Source organism: Kitasatospora sp. NPDC002551 (genome assembly GCF_040296005.1).
GTDB lineage: Bacteria > Actinomycetota > Actinomycetes > Streptomycetales > Streptomycetaceae > Kitasatospora.
Map to the genome: position 1 here is coordinate 46,201 of NZ_JBEOWI010000013.1, position 25,900 is coordinate 72,100.

17 protein-coding genes, 1 tRNA gene, 1 pseudogene and 1 riboswitch are annotated in these 25,900 nt (G+C 74.0%); of the genes and pseudogenes, 15 read left to right on the forward strand and 4 right to left on the reverse strand.

The annotated features are described in order from the left end of the window. The first annotated feature begins 104 nt into the window (after nt 1-104). The 3 genes from ABT093_RS14560 to ABT093_RS14570 all read left to right on the forward strand — a co-directional run bounded on the left by ABT093_RS14560 (nt 105) and on the right by ABT093_RS14570 (nt 5,099). Entirely contained in the window at nt 105-2,432 is a 2,328-nt protein-coding gene (locus tag ABT093_RS14560) for a HelD family protein (RefSeq protein ID WP_350564106.1), read from the forward strand. Nucleotides 2,433-2,799: 367 nt separating this feature from the next. Continuing rightward, nucleotides 2,800-4,272, forward strand: a complete 1,473-nt coding sequence (locus tag ABT093_RS14565) for an NAD-dependent malic enzyme (RefSeq protein WP_350564108.1) — start codon at nt 2,800-2,802, stop codon at nt 4,270-4,272. Nucleotides 4,273-4,817: 545 nt separating this feature from the next. After that, on the forward strand, nt 4,818-5,099 hold the full coding sequence (locus ABT093_RS14570; protein WP_030308200.1) for an HU family DNA-binding protein: 282 nt from the start codon (nt 4,818-4,820) through the stop codon (nt 5,097-5,099). Between the two features lie 85 nt (nt 5,100-5,184). Here ABT093_RS14570 and murA read toward each other — a convergent pair whose 3' ends face one another. Continuing rightward, nucleotides 5,185-6,537: a UDP-N-acetylglucosamine 1-carboxyvinyltransferase gene (gene murA / locus ABT093_RS14575; protein WP_350564110.1), complete on the reverse strand. Its 1,353-nt coding sequence runs from the start codon at nt 6,535-6,537 to the stop codon at nt 5,185-5,187. A gap of 355 nt (nt 6,538-6,892) precedes the next feature. Between murA and ABT093_RS14580 the strand changes: the two genes are divergently transcribed. From ABT093_RS14580 to ABT093_RS14605, 6 genes and pseudogenes are all read left to right on the forward strand, one after another. Further along, nucleotides 6,893-7,477 (forward strand): YqgE/AlgH family protein, encoded by a 585-nt coding sequence (locus ABT093_RS14580; protein ID WP_350564111.1) that lies wholly within the window; start codon nt 6,893-6,895, stop codon nt 7,475-7,477. 81 nt (nt 7,478-7,558) lie between these two features. Next, nucleotides 7,559-7,837 carry a DUF3039 domain-containing protein gene (locus ABT093_RS14585; protein ID WP_344325167.1) on the forward strand — a complete coding sequence of 93 codons (279 nt, stop codon included), beginning with the start codon at nt 7,559-7,561 and terminating at the stop codon, nt 7,835-7,837. 92 nt (nt 7,838-7,929) lie between these two features. Continuing rightward, nucleotides 7,930-9,537: a beta-N-acetylhexosaminidase gene (locus ABT093_RS14590; protein ID WP_350564112.1), complete on the forward strand. Its 1,608-nt coding sequence runs from the start codon at nt 7,930-7,932 to the stop codon at nt 9,535-9,537. Nucleotides 9,538-9,835: 298 nt separating this feature from the next. Continuing rightward, the gene (locus ABT093_RS14595) at nt 9,836-10,702 is read left to right on the forward strand and encodes an FAD binding domain-containing protein (RefSeq protein ID WP_350545037.1); all 867 of its coding nucleotides are present in this window, start codon (nt 9,836-9,838) and stop codon (nt 10,700-10,702) included. Nucleotides 10,703-10,788: 86 nt separating this feature from the next. After that, a pseudogene (locus tag ABT093_RS14600) lies at nt 10,789-11,340 on the forward strand ((2Fe-2S)-binding protein); the annotation flags it as partial. A gap of 641 nt (nt 11,341-11,981) precedes the next feature. Then, a complete protein-coding gene (locus tag ABT093_RS14605; RefSeq protein WP_350564114.1) occupies nt 11,982-14,309 on the forward strand; it encodes a xanthine dehydrogenase family protein molybdopterin-binding subunit in 2,328 nt (775 codons plus the stop codon). 104 nt (nt 14,310-14,413) lie between these two features. On the opposite strand, the gene ABT093_RS14610 is transcribed toward ABT093_RS14605, so the two are convergent. Continuing rightward, nucleotides 14,414-14,485 (reverse strand) — tRNA-Cys (locus ABT093_RS14610). Nucleotides 14,486-14,741: 256 nt separating this feature from the next. Then, nucleotides 14,742-14,807: riboswitch (guanidine-III (ykkC-III) riboswitch) on the forward strand. A gap of 45 nt (nt 14,808-14,852) precedes the next feature. Here ABT093_RS14610 and ABT093_RS14615 point away from each other — a divergent pair. Together ABT093_RS14615 and ABT093_RS14620 are read left to right on the forward strand one after the other, a co-directional pair. Next, nucleotides 14,853-15,167: a DMT family transporter gene (locus ABT093_RS14615; RefSeq protein ID WP_350564115.1), complete on the forward strand. Its 315-nt coding sequence runs from the start codon at nt 14,853-14,855 to the stop codon at nt 15,165-15,167. An 82-nt stretch (nt 15,168-15,249) separates the two neighbouring features. Beyond that, entirely contained in the window at nt 15,250-16,689 is a 1,440-nt protein-coding gene (locus ABT093_RS14620) for an MFS transporter (RefSeq protein ID WP_350564117.1), read from the forward strand. A gap of 30 nt (nt 16,690-16,719) precedes the next feature. Here the strand turns inward: ABT093_RS14620 and ABT093_RS14625 are convergent, their stop codons facing one another. After that, entirely contained in the window at nt 16,720-18,024 is a 1,305-nt protein-coding gene (locus ABT093_RS14625; RefSeq protein ID WP_350564119.1) for a polysaccharide deacetylase family protein, read from the reverse strand. Nucleotides 18,025-18,462: 438 nt separating this feature from the next. Between ABT093_RS14625 and ABT093_RS14630 the strand changes: the two genes are divergently transcribed. The 3 genes from ABT093_RS14630 to ABT093_RS14640 are packed head-to-tail and all read left to right on the forward strand — an operon-like array spanning nt 18,463 to nt 23,053. Further along, nucleotides 18,463-19,107 carry a class F sortase gene (locus ABT093_RS14630; RefSeq protein WP_350564120.1) on the forward strand — a complete coding sequence of 215 codons (645 nt, stop codon included), beginning with the start codon at nt 18,463-18,465 and terminating at the stop codon, nt 19,105-19,107. Next, on the forward strand, nt 19,104-20,432 hold the full coding sequence (locus ABT093_RS14635; RefSeq protein WP_350564121.1) for an alpha/beta hydrolase: 1,329 nt from the start codon (nt 19,104-19,106) through the stop codon (nt 20,430-20,432). The genes ABT093_RS14630 and ABT093_RS14635 overlap by 4 nt, the downstream gene beginning before the upstream one ends. After that, nucleotides 20,429-23,053, forward strand: coding sequence for a bifunctional lysylphosphatidylglycerol flippase/synthetase MprF (locus ABT093_RS14640; protein WP_350564123.1), 2,625 nt, complete (start codon nt 20,429-20,431; stop codon nt 23,051-23,053). Before ABT093_RS14635 ends, ABT093_RS14640 begins: the two co-directional genes overlap by 4 nt. 227 nt (nt 23,054-23,280) lie before the next feature. Here the strand turns inward: ABT093_RS14640 and ABT093_RS14645 are convergent, their stop codons facing one another. Continuing rightward, nucleotides 23,281-23,715 carry an SsgA family sporulation/cell division regulator gene (locus ABT093_RS14645; protein ID WP_350564125.1) on the reverse strand — a complete coding sequence of 145 codons (435 nt, stop codon included), beginning with the start codon at nt 23,713-23,715 and terminating at the stop codon, nt 23,281-23,283. A gap of 320 nt (nt 23,716-24,035) precedes the next feature. Here ABT093_RS14645 and ABT093_RS14650 point away from each other — a divergent pair, with 320 nt between their 5' ends. Further along, nucleotides 24,036-25,868 (forward strand): DEAD/DEAH box helicase, encoded by a 1,833-nt coding sequence (locus tag ABT093_RS14650; protein ID WP_350564252.1) that lies wholly within the window; start codon nt 24,036-24,038, stop codon nt 25,866-25,868. Nucleotides 25,869-25,900: the final 32 nt, after the last annotated feature.

Here is a 25,900-nt window from a genome sequence, read left to right on the forward strand (position 1 = left end):
CCACCGCGTTGCGGAGGGCGGCCTTCACGTTTCCCCCGGCCGGGGCGTAGGATCGTCCGTCCGCTCGTTTCCCGGAGCCGGATTCCGCCGCAACCACCGAGGCCATGCAGAGCAACACGGACACCAGCACCACGGACACCACCGCCACCGACCACGAGACCGTGCGCGAGCGCGAGATCGCCGGTGAGCAGCGTCACCTCGACACGGTCTACCACCGCCTGGAGGAGAAGCTCGCCGAGGCCGAGTACATCCTGGAGGACGCCGCCAAGCGGGTGCACGTCGGCACCCCCGGCGCACTCGCCGAGCGCGACGCCCAGGTGTACCGGGCCGGCGCCCATCTCCAGCGGCTCAACAACGAGTTCGAGGACTTCCTGTTCGGCCGCATCGACCTCCAGCGGGCCGACGCGCCGGAGGAGCACGGCATCCCCTCCGACACCCCGCTCGACCCGGCCGACCCGGAAGTCGCCGAGACCCTGCACATCGGCCGGCTCGGGGTGCTGGACGCGGAGTACGGCCCACTGGTGATCGACTGGCGGGCGCCCGCCGCGGCGCCGTTCTACCGCTCCACCCCGCTGGAGCCCGGCCGGGTCATCCGCCGCCGGGTGATCCGCTCCAAGGGCCGCAAGGTGATCGGCGTCGAGGACGACCTGCTGCGTCCCGACCTCGCCCCCACCCTGGACGGCGAGGAACTCGCGGTGGTCGGCGACGGCGCGCTGATGGCCTCGCTCGGCCGCGCCCGCAGCCACTCGATGCGCGACATCGTCTCCTCCATCCAGAAGGAGCAGGACGAGGTGATCCGCGCCGCCGCGGCCGGCGCCACCCTCGTCACCGGCGGCCCCGGCACGGGCAAGACCGCCGTCGCGCTGCACCGGGCGGCCTTCCTGCTCTACCAGGACCGCCGCCGGTACGCCGGGGGCATCCTGGTGGTCTCGCCGACCCCGCTGCTGGTCTCCTACACCGAGGGCGTGCTGCCCTCGCTCGGCGAGGAGGGCCAGGTCGCCATCCGCGCGGTCGGCTCGCTGGTCGACGGTATCGAGGCCGGCACCTACGACACGCCCGAGGTGGCCCGGATCAAGGGCTCGGCCCGGATGGTCCAGCTGCTGCGCCGGGCCGCCCGGGCGGCGCTGGAGCTGGGCGCCCCGCAGGAGCTGAAGGTGGTCGCCCGCGGTGAGGTGCTGAAGCTGGACGCGGGCCGGCTCAAGGCGGTGCGCGGCAACGTCATCGGCTCCGGCGGCACCCCGCTCAACCTGCTGCGCCCGCGCGCCCGCCGGCTGCTGCTGGACGCGCTCTGGCAGGAGGCCACCCGCCACCTGCCCCGGCCCGCCGACCACTACGCCCGTGAGCAGCGCCAGGAGGAGAAGGAGTCCTTCGACGAGTACGTCTCCGACGAGGCGCCGTTCCTGGACTTCCTGGACGCCTGGTGGCCCGCGGTCACCCCGCGCCGGGTGCTGGGCACGCTGAAGCAGTCCCGGCACACCAACCGGATCGCCCGGCGCGCGGTGACCCCGGAGGAGGCGAAGCTGCTGGCGGGGTCCTGGCGGCACCTGTCGGGCCGCGGCGAGGGCGCGCTCTCGGCGCACGACGTGGCGCTGGTGGACGAGCTGCAGGTACTGCTCGGCGAGCCGGCCCGCCCGAAGGTCCGCGAGGTGGACGCGGTGGACCTGCTGAGCGGCCTGGACGAGGTCACCACCTTCGCCGACCGCTCCGCCCGGCAGCGGGAGAGGGTGCCCGTCGAGCGCGTCGAGTACGCGCACGTGATCGTCGACGAGGCGCAGGACCTCACCCCGATGCAGTGGCGGATGATCGGCCGCCGCTCCCGGACGGCCACCTGGACCATCGTCGGCGACCCGGCGCAGTCCTCCTGGCCGTTCCCCGGGGAGGCGCAGGCCGCCCTGGACGAGGTGCTGTCCGGCAAGCCCCGGCGCCGCTTCACGCTGACCGTGAACTACCGCAACCCGGCCGAGATCGCCGAGGTGGCGGCCAAGGTGCTGGCGCTGGCCGCGCCGGGCACGCCGTCGCCGAGCGCGGTGCGGCACGTCGGCGTCGAGCCGCGCTTCGCGGCCGTCACCGACCCCTCGCCGGAGGCCTTCGGCGCGGCCGCCCGGGCCGAGCTGGAGCGGCTGCTGGGCGAGGTGGACGGCACGGTGGCCGTGGTGGTGCCGATGGACCGGCGGGCCGAGGCGGCGGGCTGGGCCGAGGGGCTGGGCGGGCGCGTGGTGGCGCTGGGCAGCCTGGAGGCCAAGGGCCTGGAGTACGACGCGACCGTGGTCGCCGACCCGACCGGGATCGCCGGGGAGTCCGAGGCGGGCCTGCGGGTGCTGTACGTGGCACTCACCCGGGCGACCCAGCGGCTGACCGTGCTGTCCGGACCGGACGACCTGCCGGACGCGGCCGGGGTCCCCGCGCTGCTGCGCGACCGAGCGCGCCGCTGACGGTCCGTACGGCCGGCCCCGCCCGGGGCCGGCCGTACGCCGTCACCCGGTGCGACCACGGCGAAGGCCCCCCACCCGGAGGGTGAGGGGCCTTCAGAAGCTACGACACCGACCCGCCATGCTCGCCTCGCGGCAAGTGGTCCCTCGAAGGGACGAAGGTTGGGCCCGGGGGCTTGGATCGAGCCGGTGTCCCGTCCAATGTAACGCATCGGGCGGCGGAGGCAAGAAGTTGTCGGGTCCGCACACTCAATGAACGATATTTCTGACTACGCCCGGATTGGTGCGACCATCGAGAGCTAGCATGCGCAAGCGAGGTCTTCAACAAGCTGTTGAACTCGCGGACGGACGGACGGAAGAAGGAACGTCGATGGCGACGGTGCCCAGTGTCTCGAACTCGATCACGGTGCGGCTGGAGGTGCCGGCCAGAGGCAACGCCGTCAGTGCGATCACCACGGCGGTGGAGTCCTCCGGGGGCTCGGTGACCGGCCTCGACGTGACCGCCTCCGGCCTGGAGGCGCTGCGGATCGACGTGACGGTGGCCGCCTCCTCGGTGGCGCACGGCGAGGAGATCGTCGAGAAGCTCCGGGCGATCGACGGCGTCACCATCGGCAAGGTCTCGGACCGTACGTTCCTGATGCACCTCGGCGGCAAGATCGAGATGTCCTCGAAGCTGCCGATCCGCAACCGTGACGACCTCTCGATGATCTACACCCCGGGTGTCGCCCGGGTCTGCATGGCGATCGCCGAGAACCCCGAGGACGCCCGCCGCCTCACCATCAAGCGCAACAGCGTCGCCGTGGTCACCGACGGCTCCGCCGTGCTGGGCCTGGGCAACATCGGCCCGGCCGCCGCGCTGCCGGTCATGGAGGGCAAGGCGGCCCTGTTCAAGCGCTTCGCCGGGATCGACGCCTGGCCGATCTGCCTGGACACCCAGGACACCGACGAGATCGTGGCCATCGTCAAGGCGATCGCCCCGGGCTTCGCCGGCATCAACCTGGAGGACATCTCCGCGCCGCGCTGCTTCGAGATCGAGGCCCGGCTGCGCGAGGCCCTGGACATCCCGGTCTTCCACGACGACCAGCACGGCACCGCGATCGTGGTGCTGGCGGCGCTGATGAACGCGCTCAAGGTGGTCGGCAAGGAGATCGCCGACATCCGGGTGGTGATGTCGGGCGCCGGCGCCGCCGGCACCGCGATCCTCAAGCTGCTGATGGCGGCCGGCGTCGAGCACGCCACCGTCGCGGACGTGAAGGGCGTCGTCCACGAGGGCCGCGAGGACCTCAACGACAGCCTGCGCTGGATCGCCGAGCACACCAACCGCTCGGGCCGCACCGGCAGCCTCAAGGAGGCCGTGGCCGGCGCCGACGTCTTCATCGGCGTCTCCGCCCCGAACGTGCTGGACGGCGACGACCTGGCCACCATGGCCGAGGACGCCATCGTCTTCGCGCTGGCCAACCCGGACCCGGAGGTCGACCCGGCGGTGGCCCGGCAGACCGCCGCGGTGGTCGCCACCGGCCGCAGCGACTTCCCCAACCAGATCAACAACGTGCTGGTCTTCCCCGGCGTCTTCCGCGGCCTGCTGGACGCCCAGAGCCGCACCGTCAACACCGAGATGATGATCGCCGCCGCGCGTGCGCTGGCCGCCACCGTCGGCGACGACGAGCGCAACCCGAACTACATCATCCCCAGCGTGTTCCACAAGGACGTCGCCAAGACCGTCGCCGCCGCCGTCCGGGAGGCCGCCCTGGCCGCCGCCTCGGAGGCGCCCGCGCCGTCCCGTCCGACCCCGGGCATCGTCGGCACCCTCGACACCGCCTCCTTCCCCGCCGTGAAGCTCTGACGCCGGGCCCCTGCGCCGGGCCCGGCGTCACGCCTCCGCGGCGGCCGGCCGCGATGTGTCGCGGATCGGTCAAATGTCCGATTAGCGGTCGTACCCGCCCGTTCCCGCCCCGAACCCTTGCGACACAAGGGCGAGGGGCGTGTTTGGGCTTGTCGGACCTAGGGCGTACGGTAGCCCTGCACGGGTCAGGCGTGTCCGACAAGTACGGAACGTCCCCCCGGTCCTCCGGCGCGTCGTCCCGACCGCCGCCCGCGCCCGGTCCGCCGGAGCCGACGGAGCGTCACACCTCCGGCGGGCGGGCACTGTTCGGGTGGTGGCGCCGGGGCTCGATTGGCATTCTCGGGGCCGGTCGGGGCAGGATTCGTATCCGGGCAGGCAGGCGGGCCTTCGAGGGCACGGCGCGCGGCACTGGGTGCGGACCCGGCTCGCGACCACGCATTGCCTGCATGAGCACAGTGTGCGGACCTGCGGCCCATCCGGGTGCCCCCGGTGGGAGCACCGATGGGCCCCCGCACACCGCAAGCGAACAGACCACAGGAGTACACATGAACCGCAGTGAGCTGGTGGCCGCGCTGTCCGAGCGCGCCGAGGTGACCCGCAAGGACGCCGACGCCGTTCTGGCCGCCTTCGCCGAGATCGTCGGCGAGGTCGTCGCCAAGGGCGACGAGAAGGTCACCATCCCCGGTTTCCTGACCTTCGAGCGCACCCACCGTGCCGCTCGCACCGCCCGCAACCCGCAGACCGGCGAGCCGATCCAGATCCCCGAGGGCTACAGCGCCAAGGTCAGCGCCGGCTCCAAGCTGAAGGAAGCCGCCAAGGGCGCCTGAACCACCCCTTGAACGCCCGAGAGGCCGGGCCCCCGTCGCGGGGGCCCGGCCTCTCGTCGTCGCGCCGGGGGCGCCGGTGCGCCGGTCAGGCGCCGACCAGCTCCTCGCTGGCCTGCTCGCTCGGCAGCTCGACGTGGGCGCCGAGGTCGCGCAGCTTGTCCATGAAGTTCTCGTAACCGCGGTTGATCAGGTCGATGCCGTGCACGGTCGAGGTGCCCTCGGCCGCCAGCGCCGCGATCAGGTACGAGAAGCCGCCGCGCAGGTCCGGGATGACCAGCTCGGAGCCGATCAGCTTGGACGGGCCGGAGACCACCGCGGAGTGCAGGAAGTTGCGGGCGCCGAAGCGGCACGGGGTGGCGCCCAGGCACTCGCGGTAGAGCTGGATGTGCGCGCCCATCTGGTTGAGCGCGCCGGTGAAGCCCAGACGCGACTCGTACACCGTCTCGTGCACGATGGACAGGCCGGTCGCCTGGGTCAGCGCGACCACCAGCGGCTGCTGCCAGTCGGTCTGGAAGCCGGGGTGCACGTCGGTCTCCAGGGCGATCGCCTTGAGCTCCCCGCCCGGGTGCCAGAACCGGATGCCCTCGTCGTCCACCTCGAAGGCGCCGCCGACCTTCCGGAAGGTGTTGAGGAAGGTCATCATCTCCAGCTGGCGGGCGCCGCGCACGTAGATGTCGCCCTTGGTGGCCAGCGCCGCGCAGGCCCAGGAGGCCGACTCCAGCCGGTCCGGCAGCGCGCGGTGGTTGTAGCCGTTCAGCTCGTCCACACCGGTGATCAGGATGGTGCGGTCGGTGCCCATCGAGATGATCGCGCCCATCTTCTGCAGCACGCAGATGAGGTCGACGATCTCCGGCTCGATGGCGGCGTTGCGCAGCTCGGTGACGCCCTCGGCGAGCACCGCGGTGAGCAGCACCTGCTCGGTCGCGCCGACCGAGGGGTAGGGCAGCTCGATCCTGGTGCCGCGCAGCCGCTGCTGGGCGACCAGGTAGGTGCCCTGCGGGTGCTTCTCGATGGTGGCGCCGAACTGGCGCAGCACCTCGAAGTGGAAGTCGACCGGACGGCCGCCGATGTCGCAGCCGCCCAGGCCCGGGATGAAGGCGTGGCCGAGGCGGTGCAGCAGCGGGCCGCAGAAGAGGATCGGGATGCGCGAGGAGCCGGCGTGCGCGTCGATGTCGGCGACGTTGGCGCTCTCCACGTGCGAGGGGTCGAGGATCAGCTCGCCCTCCTCGTCGCCGGTGCGCACGGTCACGCCGTGCAGCTGGAGCAGCCCGCGGACCACCTTGACGTCGCGGATGTCCGGGACGTTGCGCAGTCTGCTGGGACCCTGGCCGAGCAGCGCGGCGACCATGGCCTTGGGCACCAGGTTCTTCGCACCGCGGACGCGGATCTCGCCTTCGAGCGGGTTTCCGCCGTGGACCAGCAGGACGTCGTCGGTCATCGTTCTCGCAATCCGGGGTGCCAGAGGAGTGGGTGGGGCTCGGCGACGAGCCATGCGGTGGAACGGTTGCACGGGCGCGTCGGGCCCCCGGCGTGACCGAATCGGCACCGTGGACGGGCGTCCACCACCAGTAGATGGTAGTGGTCGTGCCGATGGTTCCCGTGAGCCTCTCCCGTGATGGTGCTCTCCCCGGGGCCCGCGGCGCGCGCCGGTGCGTCCGTACGGGTGTTCGCGGCCGGTGCCCGGCCCGGGCGCGTCCGGTCCGCGGACGAACGGGATCCGACCGGCCCCCGGGCGCGCCGCCCCGCCGGTTCTCGGGTGTCCGCCGCCGGGGGTTCTGCGGGATCATGTGGACATGACGGCGGCCCATTCGCACGCAGGCCGGTCCCACACCGGCCGACTGCTCGTCGCGACGCCCGTGCTCACCGACCCGAACTTCGCCCGGGCGGTGGTGCTCCTCCTCGACCACGACGCCGAGGGGGCGCTCGGCGTGGTGCTGAACCGGCCGACCCCGGTCGAGGTCGGCAGCGTGCTGGACGGCTGGGGCGTCCTGGTCGGCCGCCCGGCGGTGGTGTTCCAGGGCGGGCCGGTGGCGCTGGACTCGGCGCTCGGCCTGGCGGTGGCGCCGGGGGAGCCGGGCACCGGGGAGCCGCTCGGCTGGCGCCGGGTGCACGGGGCGATCGGCCTGGTGGACCTGGAGGCGCCGCCCGAGGTGCTGGCCGGCGAGCTCGGCGCGCTGCGGATCTTCGCGGGGTACGCGGGCTGGTCGCCCGGGCAGCTGGAGTCGGAGATCTCCAGCGGCGCCTGGTACCTGGTGGACTGCGAGCCGGGGGACATCTCCAGTCCCGAGCCGGAGCGGCTCTGGCGGGCGGTGCTGCGCCGCCAGCGCGGCCCGATGGCCCTGCTGGCGAGCTACCCGGACGATCCGACGCTCAACTGAGGGACGCCGGGGCGGGCGGCCGGGACATGGCGCGCCGCCGTACTGGCCCGGTTTCGCGGGGCGCCCATAGACTTGGCACCCATGAGCACTCTTGAGCCCGAGCGCGGCCTCGGCACCGGCACCCTGGTCGAGCCCGTCCCGCAGGTGTCCCACGGGGACGGCGACCACGAGCGCTTCGCGCACTACGTCCAGAAGGACAAGATCATGGAGAGCGCCCTCTCCGGATCCCCGGTGGTGGCGCTCTGCGGCAAGGTGTGGGTGCCCGGGCGCGACCCGAAGAAGTACCCGGTCTGCCCGATGTGCAAGGAGATCTACGACGGCATCGGCAAGCCGCAGGGCGGCGACGACAAGGGCAAGTAGGCCGCCCGCGTTCCGCGCACCGCCGTTTTGCATAGCACCGCGATTCCGGGGTGGTCTATGCCAGTTCTCCGGGCCGGGGGCAGGATGGCGCAATGGACCTCATTCCCGCCCCCGTGAGTTCCGTCCGCCTCCCGGACCGGGACTTTCCGCTCGACCGGACCACCACCCTGACCGCGCCGCCGGAGCTGGCCGGGGCCGAACGGTGGCTGCGCTCCTCGCTGACCGCCGCCACCGGCCTCCCGCTCGCCCCCGGGCGGCCCGGCGAGGGTGTCGAACTGGTCCACGACGGCACGCTGGCCGCCGAGGCGTACCGGCTCTCGGTGCGCCCCGGCCACGCCGTGATCACCGCCGGCGGTCCGGCCGGCGCCCTGTGGGGCGCCCAGACGCTGCGCCGGCTGCTCGGTCCGGACGCCTACCGGCGGGCCCCGCTGCGCTCGGAGTGGGTGCTGCCCGGCGTGGACATCGAGGACGCCCCCCGGTTCGGCTGGCGCGGCGCGCTGCTGGACGTCGCCCGGCACTTCCTGCCCAAGTCCGACGTGCTGCGCTTCGTCGACCAGCTGTCCGCGCACAAGCTCAACGTGCTGCACCTGCACCTGACCGACGACCAGGGCTGGCGGGTGGAGATCAAGCGCTACCCGGCGCTCACCGAGAAGGCCTCCTGGCGCGAGCGCTCGATGGTCGGCTACCGGGCCGGCCAGCGCCGCGACGACCGCCCGCACGGCGGCTTCTACACCCAGGCCGACCTGCGCGAGATCGTCGCCTACGCGGCCGAGCGGGGCGTCACGGTGGTGCCCGAGATCGACCTGCCGGGTCACACCCAGGCCGCCGTGGCCGCCTACCCCGAGCTGGGCAACACCGACGTGGTGGACACCGCGGGGCTCGGCGTGTGGACCGACTGGGGCGTCAGCCACAACGTGCTCAACCCGTCCGAGGCCACCCTGCGGTTCTTCGAGGGGGTGCTGGAGGAGGTCCTGGAGCTCTTCCCGTCCGAGTTCATCCACCTCGGCGGCGACGAGTGCCCCAAGGAGCAGTGGAAGGACAGCGCCGCCGCGCAGGCGCGGATCCGCGAGCTGGGCCTGTCCAACGAGGACGAGCTGCAGAGCCACATCATCCGGCACTTCGACCGCTGGCTCGCCGAGCGCGGCCGCCGGCTGATCGGCTGGGACGAGATCCTGGAGGGCGGCCTGGCGCCCGGCGCCGCGGTGTCCTCCTGGCGCGGCTACGGCGGCGGGATCGCCGCCGCGCAGGCCGGGCACGACGTGGTGATGTGCCCGGAGCAGCACGTCTACCTGGACCACCGGCAGGCGCCGGGCGAGGACGAGCCGATCCCGGTCGGCTTCGTGCGCACCCTGGAGGACGTGTACCGGTTCGAGCCGGTGCCGGCCCAGCTCGACGAGGCCGCGGCCCGCCGGGTGATCGGCACCCAGGCCAACCTGTGGAGCGAGTTCATGGACAGCGCCCGGGACGTCGACTACCGGGCCTTCCCGCGGCTCGCGGCCTTCGCCGAGGTCGCCTGGTCGGCGCTGCCCGCCGACCCGGCCGCGCGCGACTTCGCCGGCTTCGAGCGGCGGATGGCCGGACACCTGGAGGTGCTGGACGCGCTCGGCGTCGAGTACCGCCCGGCCGCCGGTCCGCACCCGTGGCAGACCTGGCCCGGCGTGCAGGGCCGCCCGATCGAGGGGCTGCCGCCGGTCGTCTGACACCGCGTACGGGAACTTCCGAGCGGGCGCCGGACGTCAAGAACAGATGAACATCCGACCCGGTCCATCACGGACCGGGTCGGATACCGCCCGGTATCGGTCCCAAACGGGCAGTACCGTTCGCCCGTCCCGAAATGATCATCGAGCATTGTGTGCCAGAGTTGCCCAACCCGGCCCGATCGCCCGTACCCTACGGGCCAGGCCGGGCTGCCGGAGCGGACACCCCGTCCAGGGCCGCGGGCGGCAGGCGATCGATGAGCAAGTGGAGCACGGTGGGACCCAGGTGAACCGGACGATCATGCTGCCGGCCTCCCTCGACGAGGCCGTCGAAGCGCTGGCCGCTCACCCGGCCGCGGTACCGGTGGCCGGCGCCACCGACCTGATGGAGGCGGTCAACGCCGGACGCCTGCGCCCCGCCGCCCTGGTCGGCCTCGGCCGGATCACCGAACTGCGCGGCTGGCGCTACGAGGACGGCGGCACCGCCGTCCTCGGCGCCGGGCTCACCCACGCCCGGATGGACCGCCCCGACTTCGCCGCGCTCATCCCGGCGCTCGCCGACGCCGCCCGCACCGCCGGACCCCCGCAGGTGCGCAACGTCGGCACCCTCGGCGGCAACATCGCCACCGCCGCCCCGGCCGGCGACACCCTCCCGGTGCTCGCCGCCCTGGAGGCCAGCGTCACCCTCGCCCGGGCCGGCGCCACCCGCGAGGTCCCGGTCAGCCACCTGCTCACCGGCCTCGACCCGCTGCGCCCCGGCGAACTGCTCACCTGGGTGCGCGTCCCGCTGCTGCACGCCCCGCAGGTCTTCCTCAAGGCCACCGGCCGCAGCGGCCCGGCCCGCGCCACCGCCTCCGTCGCCCTCGTCCTCGACCCCGCCCGGCGCGCCGTGCGCTGCGCCGTCGGCGCCGTCGCCCCGGTGCCGCTGCGGCCCCTGGAGGCCGAGGCCTGGGTGGCCGGCTGCATCGACTGGGACGGTTCGCGGGAGATCGACCCCGCCGCGACCGCGGCCTTCGGCGAGTACGTGGCCGCCGCCTGCGTCCCCGACGGCTACGGCGCGGAGGGCGCCTGGGAGGCCGTCACCGAGGGGCCGAGCGCGGCTGCCGTCCGCTTGCGGCGTACCGTAGCCGTGCTGGCCCGCCGGGCACTGGGAAGGGCGCTCAAGTGACCACAGACCACCCCATCGAGGCCCTCGACGCGGGGCTGCTCGACCACGCGCACGACCACGCGCCGCAGGTCAGCCGCGAGCTGCGGCCGACCACCTCGTACAGCCTGCGGGTCAACGGCTTCGAACGGCCCGTCACCGACGCCTGGATCGGCGAGAGCCTGCTCTACGTGCTGCGCGAGCGGCTCGGCCTGGCCGGTGCCAAGGACGGCTGCGAGCAGGGCGAGTGCGGGGCCTGCTCGGTGCAGGTCGACGGACAGCTGGTGGCCGGCTGCCTGGTCCCCGCCGCGCTGGCGCAGGACAGCGAGATCAACACCGTCGAGGGCCTGTCGGCCGGCGGCGGCGCCAGCGACGTCCAGCAGGCGCTGGCCGAGTCCGGCGCGGTGCAGTGCGGCTACTGCGTGCCCGGCCTGGCGATGGCCGTGCACGACCTGCTCCAGCGCAACCACCGGCCCACCGAGGTCGAGGCGCGGCAGGCGCTGTGCGGCAACCTCTGCCGGTGCACCGGCTACCGGGGCGCGCTGGCCGCCGTGCAGAGCGTCGCCGACGCGCGCGCGGCACAGGCCGGGGCGGCGGACGAGGCGGCCGCCGCCGAGGAGACCGCCAAGGCCGCGTCTGCACCCGCCCCGGAGGCGGCCCCGGCGCCGGTGAGCGAGCCGGTGACCGAACCCGCGCCCGCGCCCGTCGCGGACCCCGTGGACCCGGTGAACGACACCGCCGCCGACCTGCCGGTGTACACCGACGGCGACGCCTGGACCGAGCACGTCCCGCAGCCGCCCGCCGCGCCGTACGGCGCCCCCGACGGCGCGGGCGGCTACGACAGCGGCGTGTACGACACCACCGTGCTGGCCCCGATCCGGGACGTCCCGGCCCAGCCGGCCGACGGCTCCACCGGCTTCCACCCGGTCCAGGGCCACCCCGGCGGGCAGCCGTACCCGGAGACCACCCCGGCGCACGGCACCTACCCGCCCGCGGCCGCCGGGTACCCCGACGCGGCCGGCTACCCGCAGCAGAACGGCTACGCCCCCGCGCCGGCCTACGACGGCGCGGGGTACGACGGCCCGGTGTACGAGACCCCGGCCGCCGGCACCCCGCTCCCGGGCTACGGCACCGCCGGCTACCCGCAGCAGTCCGGCCACGACGGCGGCACCCCCGCGCACGGCACGCCGTACGTCCCCACGCCCCCGCACGGCGTCCCGGCCGGGGGCACCGCCCCCGCCGGTGTCCCGTACGGCGCCACCCCCGCCCACGGCATCCGGCTCCCCGAGGACGACCACGCATCATGACGTCGCCTACCGACATCGGCGCAGCACTCCAGCAGGACGGCGACGCGGGCGGCACGACGGAGCCGTTCGGGCTGGGCAGCTCCCCGCTGCGCAGCGACGCCCTGCCCAAGGCGCTCGGCATCTACCCGTACGCCGCCGACCTGTGGGCCGAGGGCCTGCTGTGGGGCGCGGTGCTGCGCTCGCCGCACCCGCACGCGCGGATCCGCGGCATCGACACCTCGGCCGCGCTGGCCCTGCCCGGCGTGCACGCCGTGGTCACCGCCGCCGACCTGCCGGCCGGCCCGGACGGCCTGCCGGACGGCGCGCCGTCCGGACCGATCGTCGCCGACCGGCCGGTCCTCGCCGCCGGCGTGGTCCGCCACCACGGCGAGCCGGTGGCCGCGGTCGCCGCCGACCACCCCGACACCGCCCGGCTGGCGGTCGGCCTGATCACCGTCGACTACGAGCCGCTGGACGCCGTCACCGACCCCGAGCAGTCCTTCACCGCCCCGCCGCTGCACCCGGACGGCAACCTCTTCCGCCACCTGCCGCTGCGCACCGGCGACCCGGAGGCGGCCGGCGAGGTCGTCGTCGAGGGCCTGTACCAGGTGGGTCGGCAGGACCCGGCGCCGCTCGGCGCGGAGGCGGGCCTGGCCGTGCCGCGCCCGGACGGCGGGGTCGAGCTGCACCTGTCCTCCACCGACCCGCACGGGGACCGCGACCGCACCGCCGCCTGCCTGGGCCTGGAGCCGGACCGGGTCCGGCTGGTGGTCACCGGTGTGCCCGGGGCCACCGCCGACCGCGAGGACCCCTCCTTCCAGGTCACCCTGGCGCTGCTGGCGCTGCGCACCGGGCGCCCGGTGAAGATGACGCTCACCCGCGAGGAGTCCTTCCACACCCACGCCTCGCGGCACCCCGCGCTGCTGCGCTACCGTCACCACGCGGACGCCGAGGGCCGGCTGGTGAAGGTCGAGGCGCAGATCCTGCTGGACGGCGGCGCCTACGCGGACGTCTCGGCCGAGGCGCTGGCCGCCGCCACCGCCTTCTCGGTCGGCCCGTACAACTGCCCCAACGTCTTCGTGGACGCCTGGGCGGTGCGCACCAACAACCCGCCGGCCGGCCGGATGCGCGGCGAGGGCGCGCTGCAGGCGTGCTTCGCCTACGAGTCTCAGCTGGACCAGCTGGCCGCCCGGGTCGGCGTCGACCCGGTGGAGATCCGCCGCCGCAACGTGATGGCGACCGGCGACCCGCTGCCCACCGGACAGGCCGTCACCTGTCCGGCCCCGGTGAGCGCGCTGCTGGAGGCCGTCGCCGGGGAGCCGCTGCCGGCCCTGCCGGTGGACGACCCGGACGCCGAGTGGCTGCTGCCGGGCGGGCCCGGCGGCGCCGGTGACCCGGGCGCGGTGCGGCGCGGCATCGGCTACGCGCTGGGCATGGTGCACATGCTGGGCGCCGAGGGCGAGGACGAGGTCGCCACCGCGACGGTGCGGGTCAGCGGCGACCACGCCACGGTGATCTGCGCCGCGGTCGACGCCGGCCAGGGCTTCGCCACGCTGGCCCGGCAGATCGTGCAGAGCGTCCTGGGCGTCAGCGAGGTGTACATCGCCCCGGCCGACAGCGACCAGTCGGTGGCCGGTCCGTCCGCCCGGGGCCGGCACACCTGGGTCTCCGGCGGCGCGATCGAGCGGGCCGCGCTGATGGTCCGCCACCAGCTGCTCCAGCCGATCGCGGCCAACTTCGGGATGTCGGCGGAGCTGCTGCAGATCGCCGACGGCAAGATCACCTCGTACGACGGGGTGCTCGGCATGCCGGTGGCCGAGGCGCTGGAGGGCAAGGAGCTGTGGGCGACCGCGCAGTGCCGCCCGCACCCGACCGAGCCGCTGGACGAGGCGGGGCAGGGCGACGCCTTCGTCTCCATCGCGTTCTGCGCGATGCGCGCGGTGGTGGACGTGGACATCGAGCTGGGCGCCGTGCGGGTGGTCGAGGTGACGGTCGCCCAGGAGGTCGGCCGGGCGCTGAACCCGCGGCAGATCGAGGACCGGATCGAGGCCGGGGTCGCCCAGGGCGTCGGCCTGGCGCTGCTGGAGGACCTTCGCACCGAGGGCGGCCTGCTGGCCAACCCCTCGCTCACCGGCTACCGGCTGCCGACCGCGCTGGACACCCCGGAGATCCGGGTGGCCGCCCTGCTGGAGGAACGCGACGTGGTGGCTCCGTTCGGGGCCAAGGCGGTCAGCGCGGTGCCGGCGGTGACCGCGCCGGCGGCGGTGGCCGCGGCGGTCCGCGCCGCCACCGGTCTGCCGGTGGGCCGGCTGCCGATCCGCCCGGAGGACGCCGTCACCGGCTGAGCACCGGCCGGGGAATTCGGCGGGAGGGTCCGCCGAATTCCCCGGCAAATGCATGACGAATTGCCGGGCGGCGCTTTTCGCGCCGACCGGCAATTCGCTTTCGGAGGCCATGACGGGAATCGAACCCGTGTACACCGCTTTGCAGGCGGTTCCCTCAACCACTCGGGCACACGGCCATGGGGGCGGAACTGGGGACAGGCTGGACTGCGGGGGCGCCTCAGGCGCAGCGGCAGCAGCGACAGGCGCGACAACACAGGGGAGCGGGGGCGCAGGTACGGGGCGCACGGGCCGCCGTCTTCCTGTCCATGTCCGACTCCTGTCGTCGTTCGCCGTGTTGGTGAATTCAGTTTGGCCCGGCACCCGGCGGAACGTCAATATCCTTTTGTAAATTCCGTGTGGCGGGATTTCCGGTGGGGTGTGCTACGGTCGGGGGCAGGTGGTCCCTCGTGGCCGCCCCGGACGAGCGCGTCGTACCCGGTGACGACAAGACGGCGCAGTGACAGCGGCAACCCGGCCGCTGCCGACTGCGGAGGTACGACCGTCATGGCCTGGCTCGTTCTGATCGTTTCCGGTGTCCTGGAGACCGTGTGGGCGGTGGCCCTGGAGGCCTCCAGGGGTTTCTCCCGCCTCGTCCCGACCGTGGTGTTCGGCGTGGCGCTGGCGCTCTCGATGGGCGGCCTGGCGTACGCGATGCGCTCCATCCCGATCGGCACCGGCTACGCGGTGTGGGTGGGCATCGGCGCGGTGGGCACCGCGCTGTACGGCATGGCGGTCCTGGGGGACGCGGTGACCGCGGCCCGGATCGGCTGCCTGCTGCTGATCGTCTCCGGCGTGGTGGGCCTCAAGGTGCTGCACTGACCCGGTCCTAGGTCCGGAGTCGGAGAGGAGCAGCGACCCGGGTCAGGGGCCAACGGGCCAGATGCGCCTTACGATCATACGTATGACCACAGCCTCCCCCGCCTCGGCCGACACCGCCTCCGTTCCGATACCGACCGACCCCGGGGGAGGGGTGCTGGGCGACCGCTTCCGGGCCCTCACCCTGGGGATCGTCTCGGTGGTCCTGGTGATCGCCTTCGAGGCGACGGCGGTCAACACCGCGATGCCGGTGGCCGCCCGCGAACTGGACGGGCTCGGGCTCTACGCCTTCGCCTTCTCCGGCTACTTCACCACCACGCTGTTCGCGCTGGTCGTCTCCGGCCAGTGGTGCGACCGCAGCGGCCCGCTGCAACCGCTGTTCGCCGGCATCGCGGTGTTCGGCGTGGGACTGCTGGTGGCCGGCTCGGCCCCCGGAATGTGGATCTTCGTGGGCGGCCGGGCGATCCAGGGCCTCGGCGGCGGCCTGGTGATCGTCGCGCTCTACGTGGTGGTCGGCCGGGCCTATCCCGAACGGCTGCGGCCGTCGGTGTTCGCCGCCTTCTCCTCGGCCTGGGTGCTGCCCTCGATCATCGGCCCGGTGGTCTCCGGGGCCGTCACCCAGCACCTCGGCTGGCGCTGGGTCTTCCTCGCCGTGCCGCTGCTGATCCTGCTGCCGCTCGCGGTGATGGGCCCGGCGCTGCGCCGCTCGGAGAAGGAGCAGCCGGTGCTCAGGGGCGCCGCCTTCGACCGCCGCCGCACCGGGCTGGCCGCGATGGCCGCGCTCGGCGCCGGCCTGCTGCAGTACGCGGGCCAGCGGCTGGACCTGCTCGGACTGCTGCCGGCCGTCGCCGGGGCGGCGCTGCTGGTCCCGGCGGTGCTCGGGCTGCTGCCGGCCGGGACGCTGCGGGCCGGGCGCGGGCTGCCGACGGTGATCCTGCTGCGCGGCGTCGCGGCGGGGGCGTTCTTCGCGGCCGAGGCGTTCATCCCGCTGATGATGGTGACCGAGCGCGGCCTGTCGCCGACGCTGGCCGGGCTCACCCTGACCAGCGGCGGTCTGAGCTGGGCGCTCGGCTCCTGGATCCAGGGCCGGCCGGGGGCCGAGCGGTACCGCGAGGTGATGATCCGCGGCGGCTTCGTGCTGACCGCGGTGGCCATCGCGGGGGCGGCGCTGGTACTCGTCCCGGCGGTGCCGGCCTGGGTGGCGGCGGTGGCCTGGGGCGTCGGCGGCATCGGCATGGGCCTGACGATCGCGAGCGTCAGCGTGCTGATGATGCGGCTGTCGACGCCGGAGGACGCCGGGGCGAACTCGGCCTCGCTCCAGGTGAGCGACGCGCTGGGCAACGTGCTGCTGGTGGGCCTGTCCGGGGTGCTGTTCGCGGCGCTGGGCGGCGGCTCGGTCACCGCCGCCCACGAGGGCACCGCCGGCACCGGGTCGACCGGCGCGTTCACGGTGATCTTCCTGACCATGACCGGCGTCGCCCTGCTCGGCGCCCTGGTCTCGGGCCGGGTCCGGAAGGCCGCCTGAGGTCCGGAGGGCTGCCTGAACGGGCAGGCTTCAGCCGGCGGCGCCGGGTCGGAGCGCCTCGGAGGCGAGCGGGCGGGTCTCAGTGCCGAGGAAGGTCTCCCAGCCGCCGGCGGGGGCCTGGCCGGGGCCGAGGGTCTGCAGCTTGCGCAGCACCGCCGGGTCCTGGGCGTCCAGCCAGTCGACCAGCTGGCGGAAGGACACCAGCCGCACCTCGGGCCGCCCGGCGATCTCCTTGAGCACCTCCTCGACGGCGTTCATGTAGATGCCGCCGTTCCACTCCTCGAAGTGGTTGCCGATGACGAACGGCGCGCGGTTGGTGGTGTAGGCGCGTTCGAAGCCCATCAGGTAGGAGTCCCGGGCCTGGGTCTGGAAACCGGGGCGCAGCGCCGGGTCGACCCTGGTGTTGCTGCCGCACTGGTTGAACATGATGTTGTAGTCCATCGACAGCACCTGGAAGGTGTGCCCGGGGAAGGGGATGGACTGCAGCGGGAGGTCCCAGAGCGCGCCGCCCTGGATCTTCTGCGGCCAGGTCTGGGTGCCGTTGCCGCTGCTGTCGTAGCGCCAGCCGCGCTTGACCGCGGTGGGCAGCAGGTTGCGCTGGCCCTCCAGGCAGGGGGTGCGGCTGCCGATCAGCTCCTTGCGGTAGTCGAAGGGCAGCGCCGGCAGGTCGGTGAAGCCGGTGTTGGTCCGCCAGTTCGTCACGAAGTCCATCGCCTGCTGGATCTCGCTGTCCCACTCCTCCGGCGACCACCGGCCGACGCCGGTGGCGCCGCAGAAGTGGCCGTTGAAGTGGGTGCCGATCTCGTGGCCTTCGAGCCACGCGGCGTGCACGTTCTCCAGCGTGTCGCGGATGTGCTGGTCGCTCAGGTAGCCGATGTCGGAGGCGCCGGCCTTGTGCTGCGGCGGGCGGTAGAGGTCCTTGCGGGACTCCGGCAGCAGGTAGAGGCCGCTGAGGAAGAAGGTCATCGAGGCGTTGTGCTCCCGGGCGAGCCGGCGGAAGCGCGCGAACAGGCCGTTGTCGAGCTCGCCGGCGCCGTCCCAGGAGAAGACCACGAACTGCGGGGGCCGCCCGCCGGGCCGCAGCGCGTCGGGCGCGAGCCGGCCCGGCTGCGGGCCGGTGTCGGAGGTGGAGCCGTCGCCGATCAGGGTGACCGGGGGCTTGGCCGCCTCGGTCACCGGGGCGGGCGCGTGGTCCTCGGCCGGGGTGGCCGGTGCCGGCGCCGGGGTGGTCGCCTGCCCGACGCCCGGGTCGGTCCGGGCCCCGCAGCCCGCGGCGAGGGCGGCGGCGCCGGCGGCACCCGCGGCCAACAGGGTGCGGCGGGAGAGAGCGTCCATGGTCACTCCGTTCGTGGGGCGTGCGCGGGGCGGGGCACGGCAGGCGCGGCGCACGGCCGTCCGGGCGGACCGGGGCCCGGTGGGACAAGTGCGGTGATAGGCCTGTGAACGGGGTCAGCATGGCACGCGATCGGGATCGGTCGTTGCTCCACCACGAACGGTCGGAACTCATCGCCCGAAGGATGCAACCAGGACGGTGTTCCTGAGTGTCCGATGAAGAGATCGTCGCCATTCCTGGGAACCGCCAGGTGACCGGAGGGTGGCGTGACGGTGACGTCTCACCCCATCGGACCAGGGTGTGCCCCAAGGACCCTGCCGATCGGGGGGAGTGAGTACGACCAGCGTATGAATGTGGCATAGGGTCCGATCCGGTTGCATGGTTCTCAGGAAGTTCCCAGGAACCGGCAGCGGTCGGACCGTCAGCAGAGGGGAGCGCCCGTGGGCGCCCAGCAGAGCAGGAGCCCGTGGCCGGGCACCTTGGCGGTCGGCGCCGCGCTCGTGCTGGGGGCGTGGCTGCTGCACGACGGCACGGCCGCCGTGCTCCCCCCGGCCCCCGGCACCGGGCAGGCCCTCAGCGGCTTCGCCCCGGTCTCCGTGGTGCCGCCGCTCGGACCCTCCCGGCCGACCCGGATCCGCATCCCCGCCGTCCGGCTCGACGCCCCGGTCACCGGCCTCGGCCTCGACCGGGACGGCCGCCTCCAGGCCCCGCCGCAGGAGGACCGCAACCTCGCGGGCTGGTACCAGGACGGCGCCGCCCCCGGCCAGCGCGGGACCGCGATCATCGCCGGACACGTCGACAACGACAGCGGGCCCGCCGTTTTCTACCATCTGGGCGCGCTGCACCGCGGCGACCGGATCGAGATCCTCCGCGAGGACGGCCGCACCGCCGTCTACCAGCTCTACGCCATCGAAGTGCACGACCGAAAGGACTTCCCGGACGACCGGGTGTACCGCCAGGCCGCCGACGCCCAACTCCGGGTGATCACCTGCGGCGGCGGCTACAGCGAGGAGCGCGGCTACGACGGCAACGTCGTCGCCTACGGCTTCCTCGCCGACACCACGCGGCCGGGGAAACCCGTATGACCACCCTCGCCACCACCACCGAGCTCGCCGTCCGCTGGAACCCGCTGGACTGGCCGCTCACCCACGGACCGATCCCGTACGCCGTGCTCGCCGCCGGCTGGGCCGCGCTCGCGCTGCTCGTCCTCTCCCGCGACCGGCGCTGGCTCGGCCTGCGCCCGCTCGGCGCGGTGCTGCTCGCCGCCGCCCTCACCGGCGCGGTCAAGATCGTCGTGGACGGGTGGTGGCACCCCTTCCCCGAGGGCACCCCCGACTACGTGCTCGGCTGGGTCGCCCTCGCCGTCCTCGCGCTGACCCTGGCCGGCTTCCGCGCCCCGCTGCTGCCCGGGCGGCAGCGGTTCCTGGCGGCCGGCGGCGCGGTCCTGGTGGTGCTGATGGCGGCCTCGCAGGTCAACCGCGGCTTCGACCAGTACCCGACGGCCCGCGTCATGCTGGCGCCGAGGACCCAGGCGCTGACCACCGGCAAGGCGCCCGAGGTGGTGAGCGCGCCGCCCGGCAAGGTGCTGGAGGAGGTCTGGCACGCCCCGCCCGGCCTGCCGGAGAAGGGCACCGTCTCGACCGCCCCGATCCCCGGGACCAAGTCCGGTTTCGACGCCCGCGACGCCTACGTCTACCTGCCCCCCGCCTACCAGGCGGCCCCCCGGCCGCTGCTGCCGGTGCTGGTCCTGATGGCCGGCCAGCCCGGCAACCCGTCCGACTGGGTCAACTCCGGCGGCATGCAGGAGCGGCTGGACGCCTTCGCCGCCGAGCACCAGGGGCTCGCCCCGATCGTGGTGATGGTCGACCAGATCGCGACCATGTGGGGCAACAGCCTCTGCATGGACTCCAACGTCGCCCGGGCCCAGACCTACCTGGCCGAGGACGTCCCGGACTGGATCCGCGGCCACCTCCAGACCGCCACCGGCCGCACCTCCCTCGCCATCGGCGGAGCCTCGCTCGGCGGCACCTGCGCGCTCCAGCTGGCCGTCAACGCGCCGCAGGTCTACGGCTCGTTCATCGACATCTCCGGCCAGGACGAGCCCACCCTGGGCAGCCACGGCGAGACCGTCGACAAGGCCTTCGACGGGGACGAGAAGGCCTTCGAGGCCGTCGACCCGGCGCACCTGATGGCCACCCGCCAGTACCCGGACACCGCCGGCATCTTCGCCGTCGGCGCCGGCGACGGCGACTTCCGCCCGCAGCAGGAGACCATGTACGCCGCCGCGCAGAAGGCAGGGATGAAGGTGGAGTTCCAACCGATCCCCGGTGGCCACAGCTGGACGGTGTTCCGCGAGGCCCTCGACCGCAACCTGCCCTGGCTCGGCCGGCAGACCGGGATGATCCGGTGATCCGGCTCGGCGCCGCGCCCGCCCGGGCCCTGGTGGGCGAACGCGACCGGGTGGGGGAGGGCGAGCGGCCGCCGCGGCGCGACGGCGAGCAGCCGCGCCCACGGGTGCCCGAACAGTCCCGTGGCGGGTCCGCGCCCGCCCCCGGCGCACCCGCGCCGCGCCCCCCGCAGCGCCTCGCCCGCGCCGCCCTCCTCGGCACCCGGCTGGCCGCCCGGCTCGGCGAGGCCCCGCTCACCCTGGTGCTGCTGCTGGGCCTGTGGGCCGTCGGCGCCGCCACCGGCAGCCTCGCCCGCGGCCCGTCCGCCGCCCTGCTGGAGCGGATCGGCGTCGGCACCCCGACCCTCGGCGAGGGCCGCTGGTGGACGCCCCTCACCTCGCTGTTCTGGTGCTCCGGCATCGGCGCCTACGTCTTCACCAGCCTGCTGCTGCTCCTGGTCGCTCCGGCCGCCGAGCGCCGGCTCGGCCCGCTGCGGACCCTGGGGGTGCTGGTCGCCGGGCAGTTGGCCGGCACCCTGGTCGGCACCGGCCTGGTCGCGGCCGGCGCCGGGCTCGGCGAGCAGTGGACGGCCTCGATCGTCGACCAGACCGCGGTCGGCCCCGGCGTCGGCCTGTTCGCGCTGGCCGGCGTGCTCGGCTACCGGCTCACCGTGCTCTGGCGCCGTCGGCTGCACCTGCTGGTGGTGCTGGTGCCGCTGGTGATGACGCTGTACGTGGGGCACCTGCAGAGCGTGCAGCGCTTCTCCGGGGCCCTGGTGGGCCTGGCCGCCGGCGCGCTGCTCGCGCGCGGACGCCCGCACCTGCGCTCGCACCGCTCCTCGCACACCGAGACCCGGGTGCTGGTGGCGCTCTGCCTGGTCGCCGCCGCGCTCGGCCCGCTGATCGCCTCGCTGTACGACAACGCGGCCGGTCCGTTCAACACCTTCTCGGAGATCTACCTCTCGCACCGGCTCAGCCCGGAGGAGGTCGCCGACTTCTGCGCGGTCTCGGCCCACGACTGCGCCCGCGCGCACGCCGTCGAGCGGATCTTCGACACCCCGGCCCGGCTGATGGCCGCGCTCTTCCCGGCGCTGCTGCTGGTCCTCGCCGAGGGCCTGCGCCGGGGTCTGCGGCTCGCCTGGCGGATCACCGTCGCCACCGAACTGCTCTGGACCGCCATGCTGGTCTGGCTGTTCACCGAGACCGGCACCGGCTCCGGCGGGGTCGTCCAGTACTTCGTCGAGGCGCTGCTGCTGCCGCTGGTCACCGGCGGCCTGCTGCTGGTCACCCGCAAGCGCTTCCCGCTGCTGCTGCCGCGCGCGCTGCTCGGCCGGCTGGCCGCCGTGCTCGGCGGCGCGCTGGTCCTCGCGAGCGCCGCGTACACCGGGCTGGGCGTGCTGGTCGCCCGGCAGTTCGAGCCGGGCGCGACCTTCGGCGGGCTGGTCGCCGGGCTGCCGGCCCAGTTCCTGCCGCCCGCCTACAACGACCTGCTGCCCGACTACCCGGTCGCGGTCGGGCCGTTCGCCCGCGTCCTGGAGACGTACTGCGGGCTGCTCTTCTGGGCGGTCGCGCTGGGCGCGCTGCTGGTGGTCTTCCGCCGCCCGGTGGTGCACGTCGACGCCGAGGACGCCGAGCGGGCCCGCACGCTGCTCACCGAGCACGGCGGCGGGACGCTCTCCTTCCTCACCACCTGGGACGGCAACCACTACTGGTTCGACGAGGAGGGCCGGGCGGCCGTCGCCTACCGGGTGCTGAACACCGTGGCGCTGACCACCGGCGACCCGTTCGGCGACCCGCAGGCGCGCGCCCGCGCGGTGGCCGGCTTCGCCCGGTACTGCGACGCGCGCGGCTGGACGCCCTGCTTCTACAGCGTCACCCCGGAGACCCGGGCCGCCGCCGGACAGCTCGGCTGGCGCTCGCTGCAGGTCGCCGAGGACACCGTGGTCGCGCTGCCGGGCCTCGCCTTCACCGGCCGCAAGTGGCAGGACATCCGCACCGCGCTCAACAAGGCCGGCAAGCAGGGCATCACCGCCGAGTGGTGGTCCTACCACGAGGCGCCGCTCGCGCTGAAGGAGCAGATCCGGGCCATCTCGGAGGAGTGGGTCTCGGAGAAGGGGCTGCCCGAGATGGGCTTCACCCTCGGTGGCCTGGAGGAGCTCGACGACCCGGCGGTGCGGCTGCTGCTCGCCGTCGACGGGGACCGCACGGTGCACGGCCTGACCAGCTGGATGCCGGTCTACGAGAACGGCGAGCCGGTCGGCTGGACGCTGGACTTCATGCGCCGGCGCTCGGACGGCTTCCGCGGCGTGACCGAGTTCCTGATCGCCTCCGCGGCGCTCGGCTTCAAGCAGGAGGGCGCGCGCTTCGTCTCGCTCTCCGGCGCGCCGCTGGCCCGCTCGGAGCAGGAGCCGCCGACCGGGCTGCAGAAGACCCTGGACTGGCTGGGCCGGGCGCTGGAGCCGGTGTACGGCTTCCGCTCCCTGCTCGCGTTCAAGGCGAAGTTCCAGCCGGAGTACCGGCCGATGTACATGGCCTACCCCGACCCGGCCGCGCTGCCCAGCATCACCCGGGCGATCGGCAAGGCGTACCTGCCGCACCTCACGCCGGCCCAGGGCGTGCGGCTGATGCGCAAGCTCTCGGCGTAGGCGGCCCCCGCCCCGGGCCCAGCCCGCCGCGGCACGGGCCGAAGGCCCCCGCCCCGAGCCGAAGGGGCGCGCCGGCGCCGAGAGGGAGTAGCGAGGACGCCGTGACGAAGTCGCGGCGTTGGAGCGCCGACCGTCGGCGCCGGATCGGAGCGCCCTGGAGGCGAGCGGGCGACAACACGGCGCCTGCCGGGCCCGGGCGGCCGCTGACGCGTGCCCCGCCGGGGCGCTCAGCCGAGCAGCTGGGCGAGGGCGCGGTCGGCGTCCAGGTGCAGGTGCTCCTCGCCCTCGGGGACGAGCAGGCGGCTGCGCCACAGGAAGCGCCGCAGGTCGGCGGTGTCGAACTGGACCATCGCGGTGCCCTCGGGCGCGCGCAGCTCGACCAGGGTGCGCCGGCCGAGCGAGGGCCGGACGTGGACGTCGCCGATGCCGGAGGGCACCTCCAGACCGGAGGCGAGCAGCCGGCGGGCGAAGACCCAGACGATGTCGGCGGCCTGCGGGCCGGTCCCGTCGCCCGGTTCGTCCAGCGAGAACTCGGCGGGGAAGCCCATCCGGACGGCCAGCGGGTCGTCCGGGAGGTAGGTCAGGGTGACCCGCAGCCGGACGGAGCGGTGGGGGGAGAGGACCAGACGGGCCTGGACGGTCTCTTCGGCGATGGCGTGCACGGCGGTTCCCTTCTCTGGGGGTGCGAGGCCGGTGACGGCTGTGGAGGGTTGGGGCGGCCTCACCCGGAAGAGAGGCGGTCGAGGGGGTTCCGCTTACCGCGTTTTCGCGACTTTCCCGCGTGATCCACGTCACATCGATTTCCGGCCGCACCCGCCGTACACAGGGCCGGTCCGGGCCTGCCGCCGCCGCCGGATCACCCCCGGGCCCGGTACGCTGGGCGGGTTGTCCGAACGCCGTCCGACCGCGGGGCGAGGCCGAAAGACCGCCTCTGACCTGCGATGATCCCCCCTCGGAGACCGTGAGTACTGCCGCCGCCTCGATGCCGCTCTTCTCCGACGCCCAGGAGCCGCAAGCGCCCGTCCGGGCCGCCGGCCATGCCGCGCCGGCCGCCTCGCACCACCTGTCCCCGGCCTTCCCCGGCCGCGCCCCCTGGGGCACCGCGGGAAAGCTCCGGGCCTGGCAGCAGGGGGCGCTGGACAAGTACATCGAGAACCAGCCGCGCGACTTCCTCGCCGTCGCGACCCCGGGCGCCGGTAAGACCACCTTCGCGCTGACCCTGGCCTCCTACCTGCTCCACAACCACCTGGTGCAGCAGGTCACCGTGGTCGCGCCGACCGAGCACCTGAAGAAGCAGTGGGCCGAGGCCGCCGCCCGGATAGGCATCCGGCTGGACCCGGCGTACTCCTCCGGGCCGCTGTCCCGGGACTACCACGGCATCGTGGTCACCTACGCGGGCGTCGGTGTGAACCCGATGCTGCACCGCAACCGGACCGAGGCCCGCAAGACGCTGGTCATCATGGACGAGATCCACCACGCCGGTGACTCGAAGTCCTGGGGCGAGGCCTGCTTCGAGGCCTTCGAGCCGGCCACCCGGCGGCTGGCGCTGACCGGTACGCCGTTCCGCTCGGACACCAACCCGATCCCCTTCGTCCAGTATGAGGCGGGCGGCGACGGCATCCGCAAGTCGGTCGCCGACTACACCTACGGCTACGGGCACGCGCTCGCCGACCACGTCGTCCGCCCGGTGATCTTCCTGTCGTACAGCGGCAACATGCGCTGGCGCACCAAGTCCGGCGACGAGCTGGAGGCCCGGCTCGGCGAGCCGATGACCAAGGACCTCATCGCCCAGGCCTGGCGCACCGCGCTCTCCCCGCAGGGCGAGTGGATCCCGGCCGTGCTGCAGGCGGCCGACCGCCGGCTCGGCGAGGTCCGCAAGGCGATCCCGGACGCCGGCGGCCTGGTGATCGCCACCGACCAGACGGTGGCCCGCGCCTACGCCAAGATGCTGCGCGAGATCTGCGGCGAGAAGGTCACCCTGGTCCTCTCCGACGAGACCGAGGCCTCCAAGCGGATCTCCGAGTACTCGGAGGGGACCTCGCGCTGGATGGTCGCGGTCCGCATGGTGTCCGAGGGCGTCGACGTGCCCCGGCTGGCCGTCGGCGTCTACGCCACCTCGATCTCCACCCCGCTGTTCTTCGCCCAGGCCGTCGGGCGCTTCGTGCGCGCCCGCAAGCGCGGCGAGACCGCCTCCGTCTTCCTGCCGACCATCCCGATGCTGCTGGGCTTCGCCAACGAGATGGAGCTCCAGCGCGACCACGTGCTGGACCGGCCGAAGAAGGAGGGCGAGGGCCTCTTCGACGAGGAGGACCGGCTGCTCGCCGAGGCCGAGCGGGCCAACGACGGCCCGGACGGCGCGGGCGGCGAGGAGTTCTCCTACGAGGCGCTGGGCTCCGACGCGGTCTTCGACCGGGTGCTGTACAACGCCATGGAGTTCGGCATGCAGGCGCACCCGGGCAGCGAGGAGGAGGAGGACTACCTCGGCATCCCGGGCCTGCTGGAGCCGGACCAGGTGCAGATGCTGCTGCAGAAGCGCCAGCACCGGCAGATCCAGCGGAGCAAGGGCAAGCCCGCCGAGGAGGCCGACCTGCTGGAGCTGCCGGCCGAGCAGCGGCCGGTGGTGACCCATCAGGAGCTGCGCGAGCTGCGCAAGGAGCTGAACGCGCTGGTGGCCGCCTGGCACCACCGCACCAGCCAGCCGCACGGCACCATCCACAACGAGCTGCGCCGCCAGTGCGGCGGTCCGCTGACCGCCCAGGCGACGGCCAATCAACTGAAGGCGCGGATCGCCAGGATCCGGGAGTGGGCGAAGTAGCGATCCGTCGGGCGGTCGGATGGCGTGACCAT